The following is an 18,975-nucleotide window of genomic DNA, read 5'->3' as shown; positions in this document are numbered from 1 at the left end:
TAGATTAATTTACTTATAATGGAGCCTTATTCAGCAGATTGTAGAAAAGATATGGATGCTACGGATAGAAAATTGATCTTGTTACTTCAGGAAAATGGAAAGCTTACGATGAAGGAACTTTCTAGTAAGCTTGGGCTGAGCATCACGCCAATCTATGAGCGGTTGCGAAGATTGGAGAGGAATGGCTTAATTACCGGATACCATGCTGCTGTAAATCCTAAGAAAGCAGGATTTGGGTTTGAGGTTTTCTCGTCGGTTACTTTAGAGTCTCACAAGTCAGATTTCCTTAGGGAATTTGAAATAGAGATAACAAAGTTTCCTGAGGTTTTGGAGTGCTATCATCTTGCCGGTTCCTTCGATTTTCTGCTGAAGGTGTTGGTTAAAGATATGGATGACTATGCCACTTTTGTAAATAAGAAATTGGCTAAACTTAATAATGTTCGCTTGGTTCAGAGCATGATGGTTTTAAAGAAGATTAAGCAAACAGCAGTGTTACCCCTAATTGATGAAGTCGCCTCTTAGTTGTCGAAATCGCTTTCTTGCTTCTGCCACATACATGCTGCCAGGATAATCAACCAGAAACTGTTGGTAAAGTGCTTTTGATTGCTCTATATCCTTTATCTGTCTCTCATAAATCTCAGCTTTTTTGAATGCAGCATCGTCAGCAAGTATATCATATGTATAAGATGCTAGTATTTGATCCAGATAGTTTACTGCATTCTGTGTGTTGCCTGCTTCTAATTCCAATTTGGATTTCAACCAAAATATTTCGTCTGTAATCGAGTGATGATTGAATTTATTCAACATCTCTGTTAGTCTCTCATTGGCTTCAATTTTCTTATTCTGAAAAATCAAAAGTTCAATGTTTGCAAATTCTTGCATTACAGCATCCGTGGTATCCAAGGCTGTATTATCTGTAATTAGCATACCTAGAGAAATGGCGTCATTGGAAATTTCTCGTGTTGTATTTTTTTTCAAAATATCCAGGTGGTCTTTTGCTAAAGCGAAGTTTCCTGTGAAATAATGTAATCGAGCATTTCTCAATTTCGCGCTATATCCAAGCTCGTGACTTTTGTAGGCTTTCTCCACCTGCGAGTAGAGCAGGGTCGCTTCCCACGGTTCGCCTTTTAGTAAGTATATATCACCAAGATCAAGTTTGCTCTGAGATATTAGCTTAATTCCAGCTCTAGGATTGATCACTAATTGACCGAGCAGCTGTGCTGCATAGTCGATTTCGTCTAGATAAAATGCATGTAAAAGCGCTTTGCTTCGAAGTGCTTCGAAAGCGGTTTGAGCTGGCTTCAGTTCATGATAAAGTCCTTCATACTGATCCGCGAGTTCTCTTATTTCTATGGGATCTATTGGAAACGTATTTTTGATTTTGCGTTCTTTAGCCTCCATCCAAAATCGGCGGGCATATTGATAGTTTCTTGTGCCTGTATACTCTTTAGCCACATATTGAAATATTTCTACAGCATCATCATATGCTGCATTTTCAAGGGCGATTCTTCCGATATCCATTGAGCGATCTCCAGGACGGTCGTTTCTTTTATCAATGGCCCGTGATTGAATAAATGCACCATAGAAGTTTTTTCTTTGCAATTCCACCCAAAGCATGAGTTCTGCGAACTTTGTGTCATCAGGTTTCTCTTGCATTTTTCGAATGAGCGTATTCTCAAGTTCGTCCAGTTCCTCTTCCTCTTGAATAAAACTTTGCAGCAAATTTTTTATGTAGCTCAACCGATTGGGACTGTCCGAAGCGTAATTAAGATATTCTTCTATCATCGCTGACTTATTATTCACCATCCGATAGATCGAGGCAAGTTCGAGAGCATGTACTGTCGGGTTATTTCTTATTTCTCTTGAGTCCTTGAAAAAAAGTATCGATTCATCGTAAAGTTGTTCATTGGCTAAATACTGGGCCAAGATGCTTAACTGGAATGGATTTGTTTTTGAGTTTTTCCTCAGTTGCTTAATGTAACCTTCCAGCTTTTCTGAATTACCCGATTCTCTATATACACTTGCGAGGCTTGCTTGAAATTGGATATTGGACGGGAAGGTCTTAATTGCCTTTTGAAGAAATTTTTCAGCCTCATCAAACTCATCTGTTGATTTAAGAAGCGATAAATAATTGGTGGCTATTAGTTGTGTATTGTATGGGTTTTCTGCCAATTCACCATAAATCAATTTTGCCTTCTCCAGAGCTCCTTGCAAATAGTATTCATTAGCCAACTGGATTTGATCGTGACTTTGTCCGGAGAGAATATTGATTGGAAGTAAAATGTACAGGAGGATTTTCTTAATCATAACTTGAGTAATGCACATATATACATACCTATATTAATAATATAAGTTTTAAAAAAAAATCTATTCTTATTATTAAGGCTGTGGATACGTGGATAAGATCTGGTGTTTTATTTTGGAAAAATGATTTGTTTATAAGCTTGAAGATAGCTTTTGTAATTTAACATGCTATCAACATATAAATAGTTGAATGATAATTTGTTATGTTTTTGTGTGGATAAGATTCTATTGTTGAATGTTATAATCTTTTTACAAGTTGTTGTCTGATAAAATGTAGATAAGACAGGACAAATTCCTGAATTATGGATAAGGTCTCTCATTTATTGAAAGCAATACGTCATGATATGAAGTTATCAACTTTGAGCTCTGTGGTTATACACATAGATTTTAGATATCAATGGATAGTTCTACAACCCAGTTTTCTCGAATAGAAGTAGTTTCTTCATAGATAAATACCTCTTCAGGTTCCTCATTGGATATAAGGTTGCCGTATGACCATTCACCATCCTGATTATTATCTATTAGTATTCTTATGGCATAAGTTCCTGGTTGTACAGAATCGAAAGTGAATGTTGTTGAGTTTGCTATCTGGTAGGAAACTTTGTTGTTTTTGTCTAATAGCTGAAACCAGAAATTAGTTAGTGATGTGTTCAACTTTACTTTTAAAACCCCTTTTGGCAATTGAGGAACTTTTTTAAAGTTGATTGATTTGGATGTTGTTGTGTCATTTTCTATCGATATGAATGCTGCTTGGTCAGCGTGCAGAGATAGAACTCTTGCTTTAGGAGCTGATGTTTTTTTAGTTGAATCTTTAACCAATGTATCAGATGCAGCAATAGTGGTGAGTAGAGAGTCGATAAAGAGACTTTTTAATTGTAATTGAAGAGTAATATTAGTTTTGTTCTTGTTCCACTTGTAGGAGTATAGAGGTAGTGAACTGAATGTCGAATCTACTTTTAGAAAGATTTGTGTTGTATCAAATGATTCGATGGGTTTATTAAAAGTAAGATTAACTTCAGGATTGTCTTGAATGGATATTGTTGTATTTACAAATGAATACGAAAACCCAGATGGTTTTCTGTTTGATTCTAGAAATACGTATTTGATTGTATCAATAATTTGGTTCTGGAGACTATCCGATGCGGTGATGTAGGATGTAATAGTATCTTCATAATTGATGTATGATGATTTATATAATCTGATAATGTCTTTGTTTTCACCGATGATGTTGCTTGGAAGTTCAGGTGTAATAGTGTAGCTGTCAATCTGTTTATTAAACTTTATTTCGACATATCTGCCAGTGGGTCTGACGTTGATAAGGGCTAAGGGTTTCACGTTTTGTAAGAGGCATCTTATCGGAGGAAGGAATGTAGCCGAGTCTAAAAGAATGGTATCTGCTAGAAATCCATGGGATTCAGTTTCTGGATCAAGTAGGAAATTACCGTTATCATCTTCAAAAGAAATTATTTTGTATGTACCTGTTTTGATATAATTGATTTTATAATTTCCAGAATCATTTGCAGTTGTGAAATACATTGGCTTATCTGAAAATATATTTAATGAATCCGTCAATGGATAGAGACCTACAACATATTCTTTCCCAGGTTCTTTGGTAAGAAGGTCCTCGACAGAACCTTTGACGGACATGCTATCTATATAAGGTCCTGTACTAAGTGCGAGTGATAAATTTACTACTGGATTTTTTTCTGTAATATCAGTAACACCATTGGCGAAATTGAAACTGTATGTTGTTGAATCCTGGAGCTCTCCATCTAGTTTTAATACAAGTTTGTTTCGCTTAATCAGCGATTTATATTTCAAGTTTGAATTAGGTGTAATAATAAGTTGCTGCTTTAGTTTGTCTGCATTAACGTATTCAGAAAACTCAAACTCCAACATCTCTCCGGAGAAGTTAGTGGTGCCATTGGCTGGGTTGGATAAAATAAGAGTTGGGGGAATGGTATCCTTTGGACCACCGGATGGGCTTCCAGGATTGGCGCAGTTGCTAAAAAGCATATCACCAATAATTAAGAAAATGAGTATGTAGATGATTTGCTTCATTTTTTCAAAACATAGATCAAGCTTGAATATTGACCGCTTATGCTGGCCTTTAAGTTTGATTTATATCCGGTTACTAATGCGTTCAGTAAGCTTCCATTGTTAGCGTACTTTTCACTTAGCATAGATACGTAGTAAGCGTCAAATTTCATTGGCAATGTGTCAACAAGCTTTAGTTTCATTTGCTTAGCAAGATAGACTAAGGAATCAGTATCAAAATGATAGAGATGTCGCGGAACATCATAGGCTGCCCAATATTCCTTATAGTGTTTAGCATCGAATGATTTATGATTAGGAACCGCAATAATTAAATAACCTCCGTTTCTAAGTTTTTGGGATAATGATTTGATAGTCTCTCTTAACTGTGCGACGTGCTCTATTACATGCCAAGCTGTAATTATATCTAAGTCATTCGGGCAATCGTTGATTGAATTAATAATTGTTTCTGGGTTTTTAGAACGGGCTATGTCTCGTGCTTTCAGGTCAGGTTCATATCCAAAAGCTTGCCAACCTTTTTGTGTAGCTTTTTTTAGGAAAGCTCCTGTACCACAACCATAATCGAGCAACTTCCCCTTTTTTCCATTGATTTTTGCAAGTAGTCTTGTTTTGGAATTTAGTGTATAGCTACGGACAATTTTGTAAATGATGTTTATTAGGGAATTGCCTTGATCGGTGTGTGATATGTATTGATCGCTTTGATAATATTTAGCGAGATTGGTTTCCTCAGGTCTCGGGTTTGTAAAGACGAGATGACATTTGACACATTTGACCAATGCGAAGCTTTCTCCTGAGACAGAGTGGTCATTACAAATCATGTAGTTATCAAACTGTTTGTTTTTGCAAACAGGACATTGATCCAACTTCTCGTACATTATCTACCGAGGTAAACCATTAATATTGATACATCTGAAGGAGAAACACCACTAATTCTAGAAGCTTGGCCAAGGGTCTCAGGTTTTATCCTAAGTAATTTTTCTCTTGCCTCTGCAGAAAGTGATGATAGCTGGTTATAATCAAATGTCTTTTTGATTCTTAGGCTTTCTAGGTTGTTCATCTTTTCTGAGTTCTGTTGCTCTCTTTCTATATATGTCTGATACTTTATCTGTATTTCAGATTGTTCGATAACTTCCGCTGAATATTGGTTTAGAGCCTTTTCAATTTTTCCTGAGAATATCTTGAAATCATATATTGATATTTCTGGCCGCTTCAGAATGGTTGCTAGAGACGACTTATCTTTTATTGGAGCAGAAGAAAGAGAGGCAAGTTCATTTCCAATCTCATTTGGTTTGAATTGAATTTCGTTTAACATCTTCGTCAATTCTTCTGTCTGTTGTTTTTTGTGAAGCATTTGCTCTAATCTCTCTGAAGTTGCCAGGCCAAGCTTGTGACTTTTTTCGGTGAGCCTGAGATCTGCATTATCTTGACGAAGCAGAAGGCGGAATTCTGCACGTGAGGTAAACATTCTGTAGGGTTCGTCTGTTCCTTTATTAATGAGGTCATCAATAAGAACGCCAATATATGCCTCATTTCTCTTTAGAATAAAGGCTTCTTTTTCATGAATCTTTTGATGAGCATTTATACCCGCCATCATTCCCTGACATGCGGCCTCTTCATATCCAGTTGTTCCGTTTATCTGACCGGCAAAGTATAGGTTCTCGATTAACTTAGTTTCAAGTGTATTGGAGAGTTGTGTAGGCGGGAAGAAGTCATATTCGATGGCGTAACCGGGCCTGAACATTTTGACGTTTTCAAATCCTGGAACTTTCGTAAGTGCTTTGTATTGCACATTTTCGGGGAGTGATGTTGAGAAACCATTCACATATATCTCAACAGTATTCCAACCTTCAGGCTCAACAAATATTTGATGTCTATCTCTTTCAGCGAATCTATTGATTTTATCTTCAATCGACGGACAGTATCTTGGACCCAAACCTTGGATGCGCCCGGTAAACATCGGCGATTGTTCAAAACCAGTCTGAAGTATTTTGTGTACTTCGGGGTTGGTATAAGTAATATGACAGCTTCGTTGTTTCGTTAGTGGCCTTGAGGATTCAAGGTATGAGAATTTGCCCGGTATTTCATCTCCCTCTTGTTCTTCCATTTTAGAATAATCAAGTGACCTTCCATCCACCCTTGGTGGCGTACCGGTTTTCATCCGGCCTGACTCAAAACCTAATGAGACTAATTGTTCTGTTATTCCCGTTGCTGCCCTTTCACCGGATCTACCGCCTCCAAATTGTTTTTCACCAATATGTATCAGACCATTAAGGAAGGTGCCGTTTGTAAGAACGACGGCTTTTGCTTTTATCTCGAGTCCAATTCCAGTTTTCACCCCCACAATGTGTCCGTCTTTCACCATCAACCCATTAACCATCTCCTGCCAAAAGTCAAGGTTTTTTATTCCTTCCAGTGATAGTCTCCATTCCTCTGCAAACCTCATTCTATCTGATTGTGCTCTCGGACTCCACATTGCTGGGCCTTTTGATCTATTGAGCATCCGGAATTGGATCATGGATTTATCTGTCACAAGACCAGAATATCCGCCAAGCGCATCAATCTCTCTTACAATTTGCCCCTTCGCAATTCCACCCATCGCCGGATTACATGACATATGAGCAATGGTGTTCATATTCATAGTCACCATAAGTACCTTAGAACCCATATTGGCAGCAGCTGCCGCCGCCTCACAACCAGCATGTCCAGCACCCACTACAATAATGTCGTATTCTTGAAGCATATTTTTTGATGTTTCACGTGGAACCTAACCCCACACTCAAATTAATGTTCCACGTGGAACGTTAAAGTTTCAGCAAAGATAAACACGCATCTTCTTTTTCTCTCATCACCTTTTTCTCCTGATCGGATTTATCACCAAAACCAATGAGGTGCAGGATGCCATGAATCATAACCCGGTGCAATTCGACGTCCGTGTGTGTAGAATGGTTTGAGGCGTTTTCTTTTACCCGGTCAATGCTTATAAAAATGTCAGATTCGATTTGATCTGGTTCATCAGCGTTATCGAACGTGATTATGTCTGTGTAGTAATCATGATTGAGGTGTTGCCTGTTGATCTCCAGTAGATATTCGTCAGTGCAAAAAATGTAGTTTATTTCAGAAATGATGAAGTCATGCGAATGAACCACTGAAGTAATCCAATCAGAAAGATGTTTTTCATGTGAAATTCGGAAGTCTACGTCTTCGTAGAAATAATGAATTTTCATTTAGGAGAGATAGAAGCTGAGTTCAGCTACACGGCCATCTTTTTTGAAAGCAACTTCGTCACAAAGGTTCTTCATAAGGAATATTCCGCGTCCGCCTGGTTTACTCAGGTTTTCAGGCAATGTTGGGTCAACTAAATCCGTGTGATCAAAACCTGCGCCTTCATCCTCGATAGTAAATTTTATCAGGGACTCTTCTAGGGCGAGCTGTAGATGTACGTTCTTTTTGCTGTTTGATTGATTTCCATGAATGATTGCATTGTTGACAGATTCTGTCACAGCGATCATAATATTGCCATAGATGTCATCATTAAGCTCATACTGATCTTTGGCGTTATCAATAAAGCTTTCAACAATCCTGATATTTTCAGGAAGTGATGGAATTTGTATTTGAATGTTATCAATCATTCTTTTCGTCTGAACTTAAGCGTCTAAAATAGTCGTTTACTTCTTTTTTATAAAATTGATTTAATTCGATTGGTATTGTTTTTAATAATTCAATCTCTTTTTTCTTCAGTTCCAGGTATTTTTCGAATCCAGGTGGTATCTCTCTTGAGATCACTGAAGGTCTATCAGCTTCTCTTTCCTCATCCATTTCTTGATCTCTCTGTGCCTTTTCAGCTTCAAGCATTCGTGTGACTATCTGCTTTTGACGGTTAATTAACTGTTGGGTTAATCTTTTGTTTACCAGGTCAACCTCATTTTGTTCCATCATATCGATGGCTCGTTTCATGTCATCGCCACCAAGACCACCTCCAGGTTTACCATCTTGTGCTTCTTTTAGCATTTCCATCTGTCTTCGAATCATTTCTTGCTCTGCGGCAATCCTGGCCAATTCTTCAGAAAGCTCACGTCCAGACTTTCCAGAACCCTTTAGTTCGTTGATTCTTTCGCCAAGTTGGTTTTGTAATTCTTGTAGGTCAGGCATTCCTTGCGGTTGTTTCTTGTCTCCTGAGCTAGAACTTCCCATTGCCTCAGACATTGACATCTGCATTTGTTGCATTGTATCATCAAGCAGAAGGGCTAAGTTGTTGATTGAGGTCATTGCAAACTGTTGGCTGGAAAGTGCTCTGCCTCTATTTCGGTCTTTTAGATAATCAATTGCCTCATCAATATTTTCGTTGATAGATCCTACCTCTCGAGTAACGTACGAGGAAATCTGTACAACTTTTGATGCCAGTGAAAGCAGACTGTCCTGAATAACTTTAGCATCATCTTTTAACTTTAGCTGGTTTTGGGAAAGCTCCAAGAAGCGAGGGTCTGATTGATTTACTTCGCGCATTTCAATCATGATCTCTTCTTGGTTGAAAGAAAGCTTCACCAGGTTGTCAAGAATATCTCTCAGCTGATCTAAGTTGGCTTGCATCATCTCCATCTGCATGCCGCCTTGCATATTAGAAAGCTTTTTGCTGAGGTTTTTCATCTTTTGGGCAGCACTTTTTTGTTTTTGTTTCGAGCCTTTTTGAGGTTTTTGACTATTTTGGTTCTGCTGCTGCTCGCCTTGACCGTCTTGCTTTTCTTGTTCCCCTTCTCCTTTTTCTGAGTTCTGACTTCCCTCTTGATTATCCATTTCTTGGCGTTCTTTTTCCATTTGCTCAAGGATATCTCTAAGTTCTTTTGCGATTTGCCTTTCCTCTAACTCAAAGTCTTCCATGGCCTCAGGACGATTCAGCTCTTGATTTAACTTCTGTATCTCATCCATCTTTTCCCGGAACTCATCAAACTCTTTATTTATCTCTTCCTGAGCACTGATATCATCTTCGGAGTTTTCAGCTGCATTTTCTTGTTGTTGGCTTAATGTATCGAGCTTTTGAAGGTTTTGCTCCAGTGCACTTTCCATTTTTAACCTTTTGAAAAGCTCCATTGCTCTTTCAAGATCTCTTTCAAGGTTTTGCTCGTTCTTTTTCAACTGATTCAGCTGTTGGCTTATCTGATCAGAGGGAGCATTTTCCTTCATTAGTTCTTTTAGTTTTTCATAGAGTTCTCGCGTTTCTTCGTTCATGAGCTGATCAAGCAGCTCTTGCATTTTCTGATTCTTTTCTTGAGTTTGCAAACTCTGTTTTTGAAATTGATTATTGGCCTTTATGAGCTCCTGATGCTGTTTTTTTAGCTTTTCTATATCTTCTGCTAGCTTTTCACGATCTTCGATTACGTCATTAAGCAATTTTTTCTCTTGCCAATCAAACTTCTGTTCTGATTTTAGTTTTTCCTCAAGTTTTTCCAACCTGTCAGCTATCTCCTCAGCCTTTTGTGCCGAGTTGTCCAATTGGTCTTCTACACCATCTTGTTTTTCAGAAATAAGATCGCTGATTTCATCCTCGCTTGGTGCTTTAAGCAATAGAGTAGGTGCTTTTGTTTCTTTTGGTCCATGAACTCCATCGTTATCCAAAACACTCATATACAATTCGATTGTCTCACCGGGCAGTAAATCAATCGTATCCAAAGTCCAATGTGCAAAATAGCTTTGACTTCCTGCTGATTTATTTATTTCTAAAGGGATTCTTGAATACTTACTTTGCTTATTCTTTCTGTAGTTAATGTTAAGCTGACTAAAGCCATAATCATCAGAAATCGATCCTGCGAGTGTAACCGATTGATACGTTACGGAATCTGGAAAGTATTCTGCAACAATTTCTGGGTATTCATCGGTAATAACATCTAAGGAATAGCCCAACTCTGAAACGTTCTTACTGAATTCATTGAATAATTCTATTTCATAACCACCAGACTTTAAGATGCGATCTTCAATTGCAAACTCTGATTCACCATTTCTGGATACACTTACCTTTTCTCCATTTAGATTGAATTTTGCACTATCTGTCGCCAAAGTTTTTATTTGCCACAAAACGGAAGAGCCTTCTAAAAGTGTTAAATCGCCAGTGTTTTCGATTGTTCGTCGTTTACCACCTGTGTATGCTGGCTCAGTCACACGAATAATCATTGACACAAGGTCTGGTCTGTCATTTACCTTCAACTGGTAGGTTTTGGAGCGGAAACCTGTAGCCTCAAGCCGAAACTCTTTATTTGACTGCAATTTTGGAAATGTATATGAAGCTCCTGAGGAACTAAGATTTAATACTCTTGGTGAATTTTCTCCTGTAATCAAAATTCTCGCTGCCTCGGGAAGCTGCTCTCCCTCAATTTGAATTTCAAGTGTAAAGTCTTCTCCTCGAAACCCTTGGAGCTCTTGATTTAGTACTATGAATCGGAATGGAGCTTCTGGTGTGAACTCCTTTTTGAAATTTGCTATGCGCTTGGGGCTTTCAGTAATTATTGAAGGGTTGATAAACGACACCAGTGTAAAAGCAATAATTACGGTCGATAAAATGATTCCGTACTTTCGGACGGGCTTGAAGTCAACTGCCTGAATAAAGGATAATCGTTTAAAATCGGCTGATTTCTTTTCTATAGCTGCTATTAACAAGTCATTTTGCTTATGAAGCCCCAGCTGTAGTGCATTTAAGAGCTTATCCTCAATCTCAGGGAAGTGTTTGGTTATTTCATTAGCCGCATTTTCATCACTGAGTCCTTTATTCAAATGGAATAGCATCAGGAGGGGCCGAATGAACAAGAAAAAGGCAGAAGCTAGTATGAGAATTAGAAAACTAAAGAAGAGAATTGTGCGACCTGTAATTCCTAACCAAAACTGATGTTCAAGCCCACTTATTCCTAAGAATACGACAGAGTTGAGTATTAAAAACCCAATAATACCCAGAGCAATTTGTCTGATATAATATCGCTTTTTAAATGACTCTAACTTATTTTTAATTTCTTCTAACCCATTCATTGTTCGATTGTAAACGGACAATAACTATCAAAGGTGCATGTTACCACCCAATTTCTTCTCTGAAATACTCTAAAATCTGAATTTTTAATAATTTTTCTTGTTCCAAGAGGTCAAATCGCGGAAGTTTCTTCAGTAAAGTCCAATGAGGCCACCCTTCTTCATCATGTCCTTCCAATTTGTAGTAACCTGCTAATGACAAAACCTTACAAATAGCAATGTGCATTACGTCTTGTTTTTCTTCTTTGGAAAATGATCTTGCTCCATGACCCAACTCTTGCACACCAATGAGGAAAAGTACGGCATTGAGGTCACCGGGTCGCTTTCCAGTCACTTCTTTGATACGATAAAGCAAGTCAACCCACGCCTTTTGAAGTTCAAGGTCTTTTTTAAAAACCATGATTTATAGTTATTTTCATTAAGTGTTTAAGGACTTCATTTCATTAATATTTCCGAGAAACTGCCTCAATTGCAGGCAGTCATTGATATCCGAAGAAAACTATTTGTGCACGGCATGCAAAATTGATCTCCCATTTACTAATGATCACCAAAATCAAACAAACATGCTTTATCAAAAATTTGCATTTCAACCATGCATTAAGTCAGCTTCGTCTTTTCTCTATTTTCAAAGAAAGGGAATTACACAAAGAATATTACATGAGTTGAAATACAAAGGCAAGAAAGAGTTAGGTTATCTGATGGGAAGTTGGTTTGCACCTTCGATTAAGTGTGAAAACATTGACATTGTTATTCCTGTGCCTCTTCATAAGTCAAAACTCCGACAACGAACTTACAATCAAAGCGAAGAGATAGCGAAAGGGATTGCTGAAAAACAAGGACTTAACCTTCGGGCAGATCTAATCAAACGGGAAGTAGCCACTGAAACTCAGACTAAGAAATCGAAGGCGCACAGGTGGATGAACATGGAAAATGTATATTCAACTTCGCTAGAAGACTTATCGGGCTTGTCTGTGATGATTGTCGATGATGTTATTACAACCGGAGCAACTGTTGGAATGCTTTGCGAGCGATTGGTTGAAGCAAATGTTGAAGAAATTCATATTGCGACTTTGGCGAGAGGGAAATAAAAAAGGCCACTCAATTGAGCGGCCTTCAGAAAAATCTGTGAGATTATATCTTAGAAATTGGATCCTGCTCTAATCATAGCACATCTAAAGCCAATAGTAGATGTAGCAGAATCTTCAAACAGGAATCTTCTTGTTCCTGGAGATAACCAGTAGGCCACATCTGACCAAGAACCTCCTTTATATACTCGCAATCTCTTCATTGGAGGATTGTCAGCATTATAGGATTTTTGAAGTCCAGAAGTTCTTACCCAATCTTCTTCCGAATAGGCAGCTTCTTTTCCTATGAAAGAGTAATCTGCATCATAACCAGTTTCTTCATCTAAAACAGCATCTCTTCGTGCTGGATTTAGATCATCCATATCTTGGAATGAAAGAGGACGATATACATCCTGAACCCACTCATTCACATTTCCAGCCATATTATATAGACCGAAATCATTTGGTGGGTAGTCGTAAATGTAAGTTGTGATCATAGCGCCATCATTCAATTTACCAGCGATACCGGCATAGTCACCATTTCCACGTTTAAAGTTTGCCAGGAAGTAACCCATACTTTTTCCATAAGGATTTCTTAGCGCATGACCATCCCAAGGATAAAGCCTTCTGTGTGTTTGATTTTCATCAAACCACTGTGTACCTATAAGTGCTTGAGCTGCATATTCCCACTCTGCTTCAGTTGGAAGCCTGTAACCAGGAAGCACAACTCCAGATGTTAAACCAGGGACAGTTCCTGCGGAAGCAGATAAGTCTCCTCCTTCAGCTCCAGCGAACGCATCGTCACCTGAAGCAACTGGATCTAAGTAACCTGCATCCTCAGCAAGCTTGAGGTTTACAACAGTAGTTCTCCATTTGCAGTAGTTAACAGCTTGTCTCCAATTCACTCCAACTACAGGAAAGTATCGGAATCCAGGATATCTGTAATAACTGTTTACGTAAGGATCATTAAATGCAAGATCTTTTGCCCATACAGACGTATCAGGCATATTATTTCTCCAGTAATATTCATCTGAATCTTGCTTGATGTAGTATTCATACTCTAACCAGTGAATGTTTGCTACTTCTGTTTCATCCATGTAGAATGAAGCGACTGTAACAGCACGCTCTAAGTTATCATGAGCATAAACAACATCTTCTTCGAAAGAACCAAGCACTGTTCGACCACCTTCAATAAAGATAAGGTTTGGTCCATCTGGTTGGCCTCTAAATTCGTTTACTTGAAAACCTCCTTCTTCGTTAAATTCCATTCCTGTTGCGGAACTGGCAAAACCTGGGTTTTCTGCGGAAGGTGCACCACTATTACCTCCTATGAGGTTACAGGCACTCATAAAAATTGCAGCTAAACCGGCATAACCAGTCATTTTAACTGCTCTCACATAATTTTTCATAACACCGTTTGAATTTGTCTTGAAACGTTTCAACGTACTAATAAACACAAATATTTCAAAAAAGCCATCGTAAGTCAATGGATTTTAGATTAAACCTATTGATCTAATGCTATATAGCACTTAATTATTGTATTATTTGATGAATATTTTATGAAGTTACTAAAGATGAGTGCATTTGACTGATAACTGTCCTGGCATTTTCAATGGAACCAACATTTTCCACAGTAATCAACAATTTGTTTTTGACCTCTTTCATTTTGCTATCGTGAGGATTAGACTTGATAAAGCTTAGCACATTGCCGAATCTTTCTGATTGAAAGTACTCTTGGGGTTTTTTGTCAGATATGTAACACCTCATTTTGTTGCCTTTGATTGTAACTTTTTCAAATCCTATCTGCATAGCTTTCCACCTTAAACGAACAGTCTCCGTCAGGTTGCTTACTCCGCTGGGTAAAGGACCAAATCGATCTTTCATCATTTCAATAAACTCTGCAAGTTCATCTTCAGTTTTTAGATCGTCCAATTTGGTGTATAAGCCGAGACGCTCAGAGATATTGCTTACATAACTCTCGGGAATTAGCGCTTCAAAGTCTGTTTCTATGTTACAGTCCTCAACCATGCTATCCATTACTTCCTTATTTTTCAATAAATCGGTTTCGAATAATTGCTTGTATTCTCCTTCTTTTAATTCTTGAACTGCTTCATCCAGAATTTTGTGATACATATCAAATCCAATGTCATTAATAAACCCACTTTGCTCAGCACCTAACAAATTGCCCGCTCCTCGAATGTCGAGATCTCGCATGGCGACTTTAAACCCATCACCGAGATCGGAAAATTCCTCCAAGGTGTTTAGCCGCTTTCTAGCATCGCTTGTCAATGACGAGGCAGGTGGTGTGAGCATAAAGCAGTATGCTTTGGTATTCGACCTCCCAACTCGACCTCTCATCTGATGCAAATCAGAGAGTCCAAACATGTGAGCATTGTTGATGATTATCGTATTAGCATTTGGAATGTCCAAGCCACTTTCAATAATGTTTGTGGAAACGAGTACATCATAGTCTCCTTCTATAAACTTCAACATAACCTTTTCAAGCTGCGGTCCTTCCATCTGACCATGCGCTATTCCAATTCTTGAATCCGGAACAAGTTTGAAAATCATATTCCCTACTTGCTCAATATCACTGACTCTGTTGTGAACCATAAAAACCTGACCACCTCTTCTGATCTCATGACTAACCGCATCCCGTATTACTTCTTCATTGAATTCATGAAGCTCTGTTGTAACAGGTCTGCGGTTTGGTGGTGGTGTAGAAATGATTGAAAGATCTCGCGCTCCCATTAAAGAAAAATGGAGAGTTCTAGGAATTGGAGTTGCAGTGAGCGTCAATGCGTCCACATTTACCCGCATATCTTTCAAGCGCTCTTTGACCTTAACACCAAACTTTTGTTCTTCATCGATAATCATCAGCCCAAGATCTTTAAACTCAATGTCTTTATTAACAATTCGGTGTGTGCCTATTAGGATATCAATTTTTCCTTCCTTTACTCTTTTCTTTATGTCAGTGATTTGCTTGGATGTCTTGAATCGATTGATGTAGTCGATGCTAATCGGCATATTCTCTAATCGAGATTCAAAAGTTCGATGGTGCTGCATAGCAAGAATTGTAGTTGGAACCAACACGGCTACTTGCTTTCCACTATTCACAGCTTTAAATGCAGCTCGGATTGCAATTTCTGTCTTCCCAAAACCAACATCTCCACAAACCAGCCTATCCATTGGGTGCTCCAATTCCATGTCTGCTTTTACATCAGAGGTTGCCATGGACTGATCAGGTGTATCCTGATACATAAAAGAAGATTCCAACTCGGCCTGTAGGTAGTCGTCGGGAGGAAAGGCATAACCACGAGCCGCTTTTCTTTTGGCATACAGATCTATTAGGTCTTTGGCGATATCCTTGACCTTTCGCTTGATCTTCTTTTTCTTGTTTTCCCAATCAGGAGAACCAAGTTTATTGATTGACGGAGGCTCTCCTTCCTTGCCCGAATACTTGGATATTTTATGCAGTGAATGAAGACTTACATAGAGCAAATCATCATCACGATACACAAGTCTTATGGCTTCTTGTTTATTCGAACCAACATCAACGGTATCTAATCCGGCAAATCGTCCAACACCATAATCAATGTGTGTAACAAAGTCTCCCGGCTGGAGAGTTTTTAGCTCTTTGAGTGTGAGCGCCTTGTTCTTTGTAAACTTCTCTTTGCCCTTGTAGCGATGAAATCGATCGAATATTTGATGGTCTGTATAAACACAAAATTCTTCATGATCATCTATGAATCCTTCTCTAAACGAAGCGGTGACACCTTCGAATGTAATGGAAGGATCAATTTCATCAAATATGGTTTCAAGCCTTTCAATTTGTTTGAAAGATTCTGCAGCTAATAACTTCTTGTAATTGTTTTGCTGAAGTTCCTGTAGGTTTTCAGCAAGAAGCTTAAAATTTTTATGAAATGAAGGTTGAGGACGAGTTGCTAATGTTAGCTCTTCGTCGGGCTGAAGATAGTATCGCTTGCCGAATTCTATTTTCATAAATCCTTCAAGCGACTGAGTATAAGATTGCTGTGTTTCGAATAGCTGATCTGGTGATGTAATCAGCTTAGAATCTCCACTCATCTCTTTGATGACCTGAAATTGCTCTTCGACTTTATGAAAGGACTTGTCTATGATATCTAAAGATTGTTGATAGTCTTTAAGCCAAATGGTAGTTTCTTCAGGTATATATGCTAAAAATGACTGGCGTTCTTCGCTAACTAATTTTGTTTGAACGTTTGGAATCAATGAAATGTGATCCAAATCTTTGGTAGATAATTGGCTTTCTGGATCAAACTCCCGAATAGACTCTACCTCATCACCGAATAGCTCTAATCGATATGGAAGTTCATGTGCATATGAAAATATATCAACGATACCACCACGGACAGCGAACTGGCCAGGTTCATACACAAAATCTGTTTTTTCAAAATCATACGTTAAGAGAAGGTCTGCTAAAAATTCAACATCCAATTGCTCACCGGGTTTTGCTGTGAATGTATTTGAGACCAAAGACCTTTTGTTGATTACCTTTTCTGAAAGAGCTTCGGGATAGGTAATTATTACTAGGTGATCCCTATCGTTGAGATCATTTAGAACTTCAGCGCGATGAAGAATATTTGCATTCTCAATTTCTTCGAAATGGTACGGCTTTTTGTATGAAGAAGGAAATAAGACAATTTCATTTTCAATAAAATTGGACAGGTCTGTTTGGAAGTAAGAGGCTTCTTCAAAATCATGCAGAACAATTAAATGAATTCCTTTGACCAGTTGTGAGACGGAGGCAAGCAGTAAAGCATCATAACTTCCTGAAATTCCCCTGAGTCGCAGTTGATTCTTTTTTTGAATGCTCTCTGCAATGGCTTTAACATTTGAGCTCTCCTTATACCTCTCTAATAATTCTTTTGTATTCAAACCCTCTTTCCAATTTTAAGTTGACAAAAGTAAACTCTTAAATCGGAGCTGCGGTTCAAATGATTTTGACAAATCTAAAACCGAGCAAAATCTCATGTTTGTAGAATGAAAAAGACAGTTCATCTAAAAAATGAACTATTTCAAGATACAATTGCAACATTTTGAGTGAATAACGGGTATTAAAGGTCAAAGACATTATAATAAAATAAACTTCAAGCGTTTATTTAATGACTTTCTTTTAGGTTAGGTTGGTGATTAGGCGTGTACCGTATTCCGGGCACGCCTTCTCTTTTTTATAGTTTCTTAATCTCCAGCACTCTCACGTTTTTCTATTTCGGCCTATTTTTAAAGCATGAAGAAAATTCCATTAATAATCCTTGCTTTGGTTCTTTCGTTTAATTCACTTGGATGGGGAGCCACAGGCCATCGTATTGTTGGTTTGATTGCTGAATATCATTTGAGCAATAAAGCGAGGAAGAATATTGAAAAGGTGCTAGGCTTTGAGACTCTTGCAGAAGTAAGCAATTACATGGATTTTATCAAGTCGGATGCCACTTATAGACACATGTCTCCCTGGCATTATGCTACCATTCCTGATGGAGAGACATATTCGAATGCCGGAGCTCCAGAAGAAGAAGATGTGATTGTCACCATTCAGCGACTGATGAGTGAACTAGAGTCGAAGAAATTTTCTGATGAGGACGAGGCGTTTGCTTTGAAGTGTTTGGTCCATTTAATAGGAGATATTCATCAGCCATTGCATGTAGGAAATGGTGAAGATAGAGGAGGCAATGATGTTAAGCTTGACTATTTCTGGCAGACATCTAATCTGCATCGTGTATGGGATAGTGAAATGATTGAAGGGCAAAAGTATAGTTATACTGAATACGCCAACTGGATCAATCATCCAACAGAAACACAATTGGCTTCTTGGTCTTCTTTGGATGTTTTGGATTGGGCCAATGAATCGAAAGAGGTTCGAAATCAATGCTACGATTCTATGCCGGAGGATAAAAAACTGAGCTATAGGTATAATTATGAAAATATTGATCTTTTGAATCAACGACTACTACAGGCAGGTATTAGACTGGCGAATGTTTTGAATAAAATTTACGGTTAAAGCAAAGTAAGTCTTAGCTTGTTTGCCGCGAGCTCCATATCGACAAGAGCTTCAATTGCCATCACCGTTTCCATTGGCACCTTAAGGATTTGAGCTGCATGATTAACCTGATCACGTTCATCACTTGCGTATTCACCATCTGCACTTGACATTCTGATGGCATCATAAATAAGAAGCTTATTAAAATTGGCGAATGATTTCGTATTAAAAGCATGGAAGATTTCTTCTAAATCTCCCTCCTCAAAATCGTACTCTTCCCAATCGGCGATGATACCATCATCTACACCTACAGCTTTGCCGCATTCAACAGTCAACCATTCCAATTCTGGTTCAGATACTTCTCCATCGGATCCGGCTATTGTAAGTAAGGCATATCCGTATTCTCTCCATGATGACTCTGGCACCATGGTAATTCCGAAAAAAGTGGGTGCAATTTTGAAAATGTCTTGGCTCATAAGGATCGGTGATAATATTCTTTACACAAATTAATTTGTTTTTGATCCAAAATGA

General features: G+C 38.2%; 14 protein-coding genes. 3 read left to right on the top strand and 11 right to left on the bottom strand.

The window, feature by feature from the left end:
- The first annotated feature begins 18 nt into the window (after positions 1–18).
- Positions 19–522, top strand: a complete 504-nt coding sequence (locus tag ACL8WY_RS09430) for an Lrp/AsnC family transcriptional regulator (protein ID WP_436514456.1) — start codon at positions 19–21, stop codon at positions 520–522.
- On the opposite strand, the gene ACL8WY_RS09425 is transcribed toward ACL8WY_RS09430, so the two are convergent.
- From ACL8WY_RS09425 to ACL8WY_RS09390, 8 genes are all read right to left on the bottom strand, one after another.
- Entirely contained in the window at positions 499–2,307 is a 1,809-nt protein-coding gene (locus ACL8WY_RS09425) for a tetratricopeptide repeat protein (RefSeq protein WP_436514455.1), read from the bottom strand. The two genes, ACL8WY_RS09430 and ACL8WY_RS09425, sit on opposite strands and share 24 nt — an antisense overlap.
- A 384-nt stretch (positions 2,308–2,691) precedes the next feature.
- Positions 2,692–4,365 carry an Ig-like domain-containing protein gene (locus ACL8WY_RS09420; RefSeq protein ID WP_436514454.1) on the bottom strand — a complete coding sequence of 558 codons (1,674 nt, stop codon included), beginning with the start codon at positions 4,363–4,365 and terminating at the stop codon, positions 2,692–2,694.
- Positions 4,362–5,234, bottom strand: a complete 873-nt coding sequence (locus ACL8WY_RS09415) for a class I SAM-dependent methyltransferase (RefSeq protein WP_436514453.1) — start codon at positions 5,232–5,234, stop codon at positions 4,362–4,364. Before ACL8WY_RS09415 ends, ACL8WY_RS09420 begins: the two co-directional genes overlap by 4 nt.
- Positions 5,234–7,099 carry a tRNA uridine-5-carboxymethylaminomethyl(34) synthesis enzyme MnmG gene (gene mnmG / locus ACL8WY_RS09410; RefSeq protein ID WP_436514452.1) on the bottom strand — a complete coding sequence of 622 codons (1,866 nt, stop codon included), beginning with the start codon at positions 7,097–7,099 and terminating at the stop codon, positions 5,234–5,236. Before mnmG ends, ACL8WY_RS09415 begins: the two co-directional genes overlap by 1 nt.
- 61 nt (positions 7,100–7,160) lie before the next feature.
- Positions 7,161–7,583: an rRNA maturation RNase YbeY gene (ybeY, locus tag ACL8WY_RS09405; protein WP_436514451.1), complete on the bottom strand. Its 423-nt coding sequence runs from the start codon at positions 7,581–7,583 to the stop codon at positions 7,161–7,163.
- Entirely contained in the window at positions 7,584–7,985 is a 402-nt protein-coding gene (locus ACL8WY_RS09400) for an ATP-binding protein (RefSeq protein WP_436518054.1), read from the bottom strand. It lies immediately after the preceding gene.
- Entirely contained in the window at positions 7,981–11,367 is a 3,387-nt protein-coding gene (locus ACL8WY_RS09395) for a DUF4175 family protein (RefSeq protein ID WP_436514450.1), read from the bottom strand. Before ACL8WY_RS09395 ends, ACL8WY_RS09400 begins: the two co-directional genes overlap by 5 nt.
- 40 nt (positions 11,368–11,407) lie before the next feature.
- On the bottom strand, positions 11,408–11,764 hold the full coding sequence (locus ACL8WY_RS09390; protein ID WP_436514449.1) for a hypothetical protein: 357 nt from the start codon (positions 11,762–11,764) through the stop codon (positions 11,408–11,410).
- A gap of 163 nt (positions 11,765–11,927) precedes the next feature.
- Here ACL8WY_RS09390 and ACL8WY_RS09385 point away from each other — a divergent pair, with 163 nt between their 5' ends.
- A complete protein-coding gene (locus ACL8WY_RS09385; protein WP_436514447.1) occupies positions 11,928–12,452 on the top strand; it encodes a ComF family protein in 525 nt (174 codons plus the stop codon).
- 50 nt (positions 12,453–12,502) lie between these two features.
- Here ACL8WY_RS09385 and gldJ read toward each other — a convergent pair whose 3' ends face one another.
- Together gldJ and mfd are read right to left on the bottom strand one after the other, a co-directional pair.
- The gene (gene gldJ, locus ACL8WY_RS09380; protein WP_436514446.1) at positions 12,503–13,837 is read right to left on the bottom strand and encodes a gliding motility lipoprotein GldJ; all 1,335 of its coding nucleotides are present in this window, start codon (positions 13,835–13,837) and stop codon (positions 12,503–12,505) included.
- Between the two features lie 148 nt (positions 13,838–13,985).
- Positions 13,986–17,345: a transcription-repair coupling factor gene (gene mfd, locus ACL8WY_RS09375; RefSeq protein WP_436514445.1), complete on the bottom strand. Its 3,360-nt coding sequence runs from the start codon at positions 17,343–17,345 to the stop codon at positions 13,986–13,988.
- A 352-nt stretch (positions 17,346–17,697) separates the two neighbouring features.
- On the opposite strand from mfd, the gene ACL8WY_RS09370 reads away from it, so the two are divergent.
- A complete protein-coding gene (locus ACL8WY_RS09370; RefSeq protein WP_436514444.1) occupies positions 17,698–18,465 on the top strand; it encodes a S1/P1 nuclease in 768 nt (255 codons plus the stop codon).
- Here the strand turns inward: ACL8WY_RS09370 and ACL8WY_RS09365 are convergent.
- The gene (locus tag ACL8WY_RS09365; RefSeq protein WP_436514443.1) at positions 18,462–18,920 is read right to left on the bottom strand and encodes a hypothetical protein; all 459 of its coding nucleotides are present in this window, start codon (positions 18,918–18,920) and stop codon (positions 18,462–18,464) included. The two genes, ACL8WY_RS09370 and ACL8WY_RS09365, sit on opposite strands and share 4 nt — an antisense overlap.
- Positions 18,921–18,975 lie beyond the last annotated feature (55 nt).

This window comes from Ekhidna algicida (assembly GCF_051379705.1).
Lineage (GTDB): Bacteria > Bacteroidota > Bacteroidia > Cytophagales > Cyclobacteriaceae > Ekhidna.
The sequence above is the reverse complement of the archived record's forward strand: the minus strand, read 5'-3'. Positions and strand labels throughout refer to the sequence as shown.

What these genes read in the sequence shown, in the direction of transcription:
- ACL8WY_RS09430 (WP_436514456.1), top strand. Translation starts at nt 19, where the DNA reads ATGGAGCCTTATTCAGCAGATTGTAGAAAAGATATGGATGCTACGGAT.
- ACL8WY_RS09425 (WP_436514455.1), bottom strand. Translation starts at nt 2,307, where the DNA reads ATGATTAAGAAAATCCTCCTGTACATTTTACTTCCAATCAATATTCTC.
- ACL8WY_RS09420 (WP_436514454.1), bottom strand. Translation starts at nt 4,365, where the DNA reads ATGAAGCAAATCATCTACATACTCATTTTCTTAATTATTGGTGATATG.
- ACL8WY_RS09415 (WP_436514453.1), bottom strand. Translation starts at nt 5,234, where the DNA reads ATGTACGAGAAGTTGGATCAATGTCCTGTTTGCAAAAACAAACAGTTT.
- mnmG (WP_436514452.1), bottom strand. Translation starts at nt 7,099, where the DNA reads ATGCTTCAAGAATACGACATTATTGTAGTGGGTGCTGGACATGCTGGT.
- ybeY (WP_436514451.1), bottom strand. Translation starts at nt 7,583, where the DNA reads ATGAAAATTCATTATTTCTACGAAGACGTAGACTTCCGAATTTCACAT.
- ACL8WY_RS09395 (WP_436514450.1), bottom strand. Translation starts at nt 11,367, where the DNA reads ATGAATGGGTTAGAAGAAATTAAAAATAAGTTAGAGTCATTTAAAAAG.
- ACL8WY_RS09390 (WP_436514449.1), bottom strand. Translation starts at nt 11,764, where the DNA reads ATGGTTTTTAAAAAAGACCTTGAACTTCAAAAGGCGTGGGTTGACTTG.
- ACL8WY_RS09385 (WP_436514447.1), top strand. Translation starts at nt 11,928, where the DNA reads ATGCTTTATCAAAAATTTGCATTTCAACCATGCATTAAGTCAGCTTCG.
- gldJ (WP_436514446.1), bottom strand. Translation starts at nt 13,837, where the DNA reads ATGAAAAATTATGTGAGAGCAGTTAAAATGACTGGTTATGCCGGTTTA.
- ACL8WY_RS09370 (WP_436514444.1), top strand. Translation starts at nt 17,698, where the DNA reads ATGAAGAAAATTCCATTAATAATCCTTGCTTTGGTTCTTTCGTTTAAT.
- ACL8WY_RS09365 (WP_436514443.1), bottom strand. Translation starts at nt 18,920, where the DNA reads ATGAGCCAAGACATTTTCAAAATTGCACCCACTTTTTTCGGAATTACC.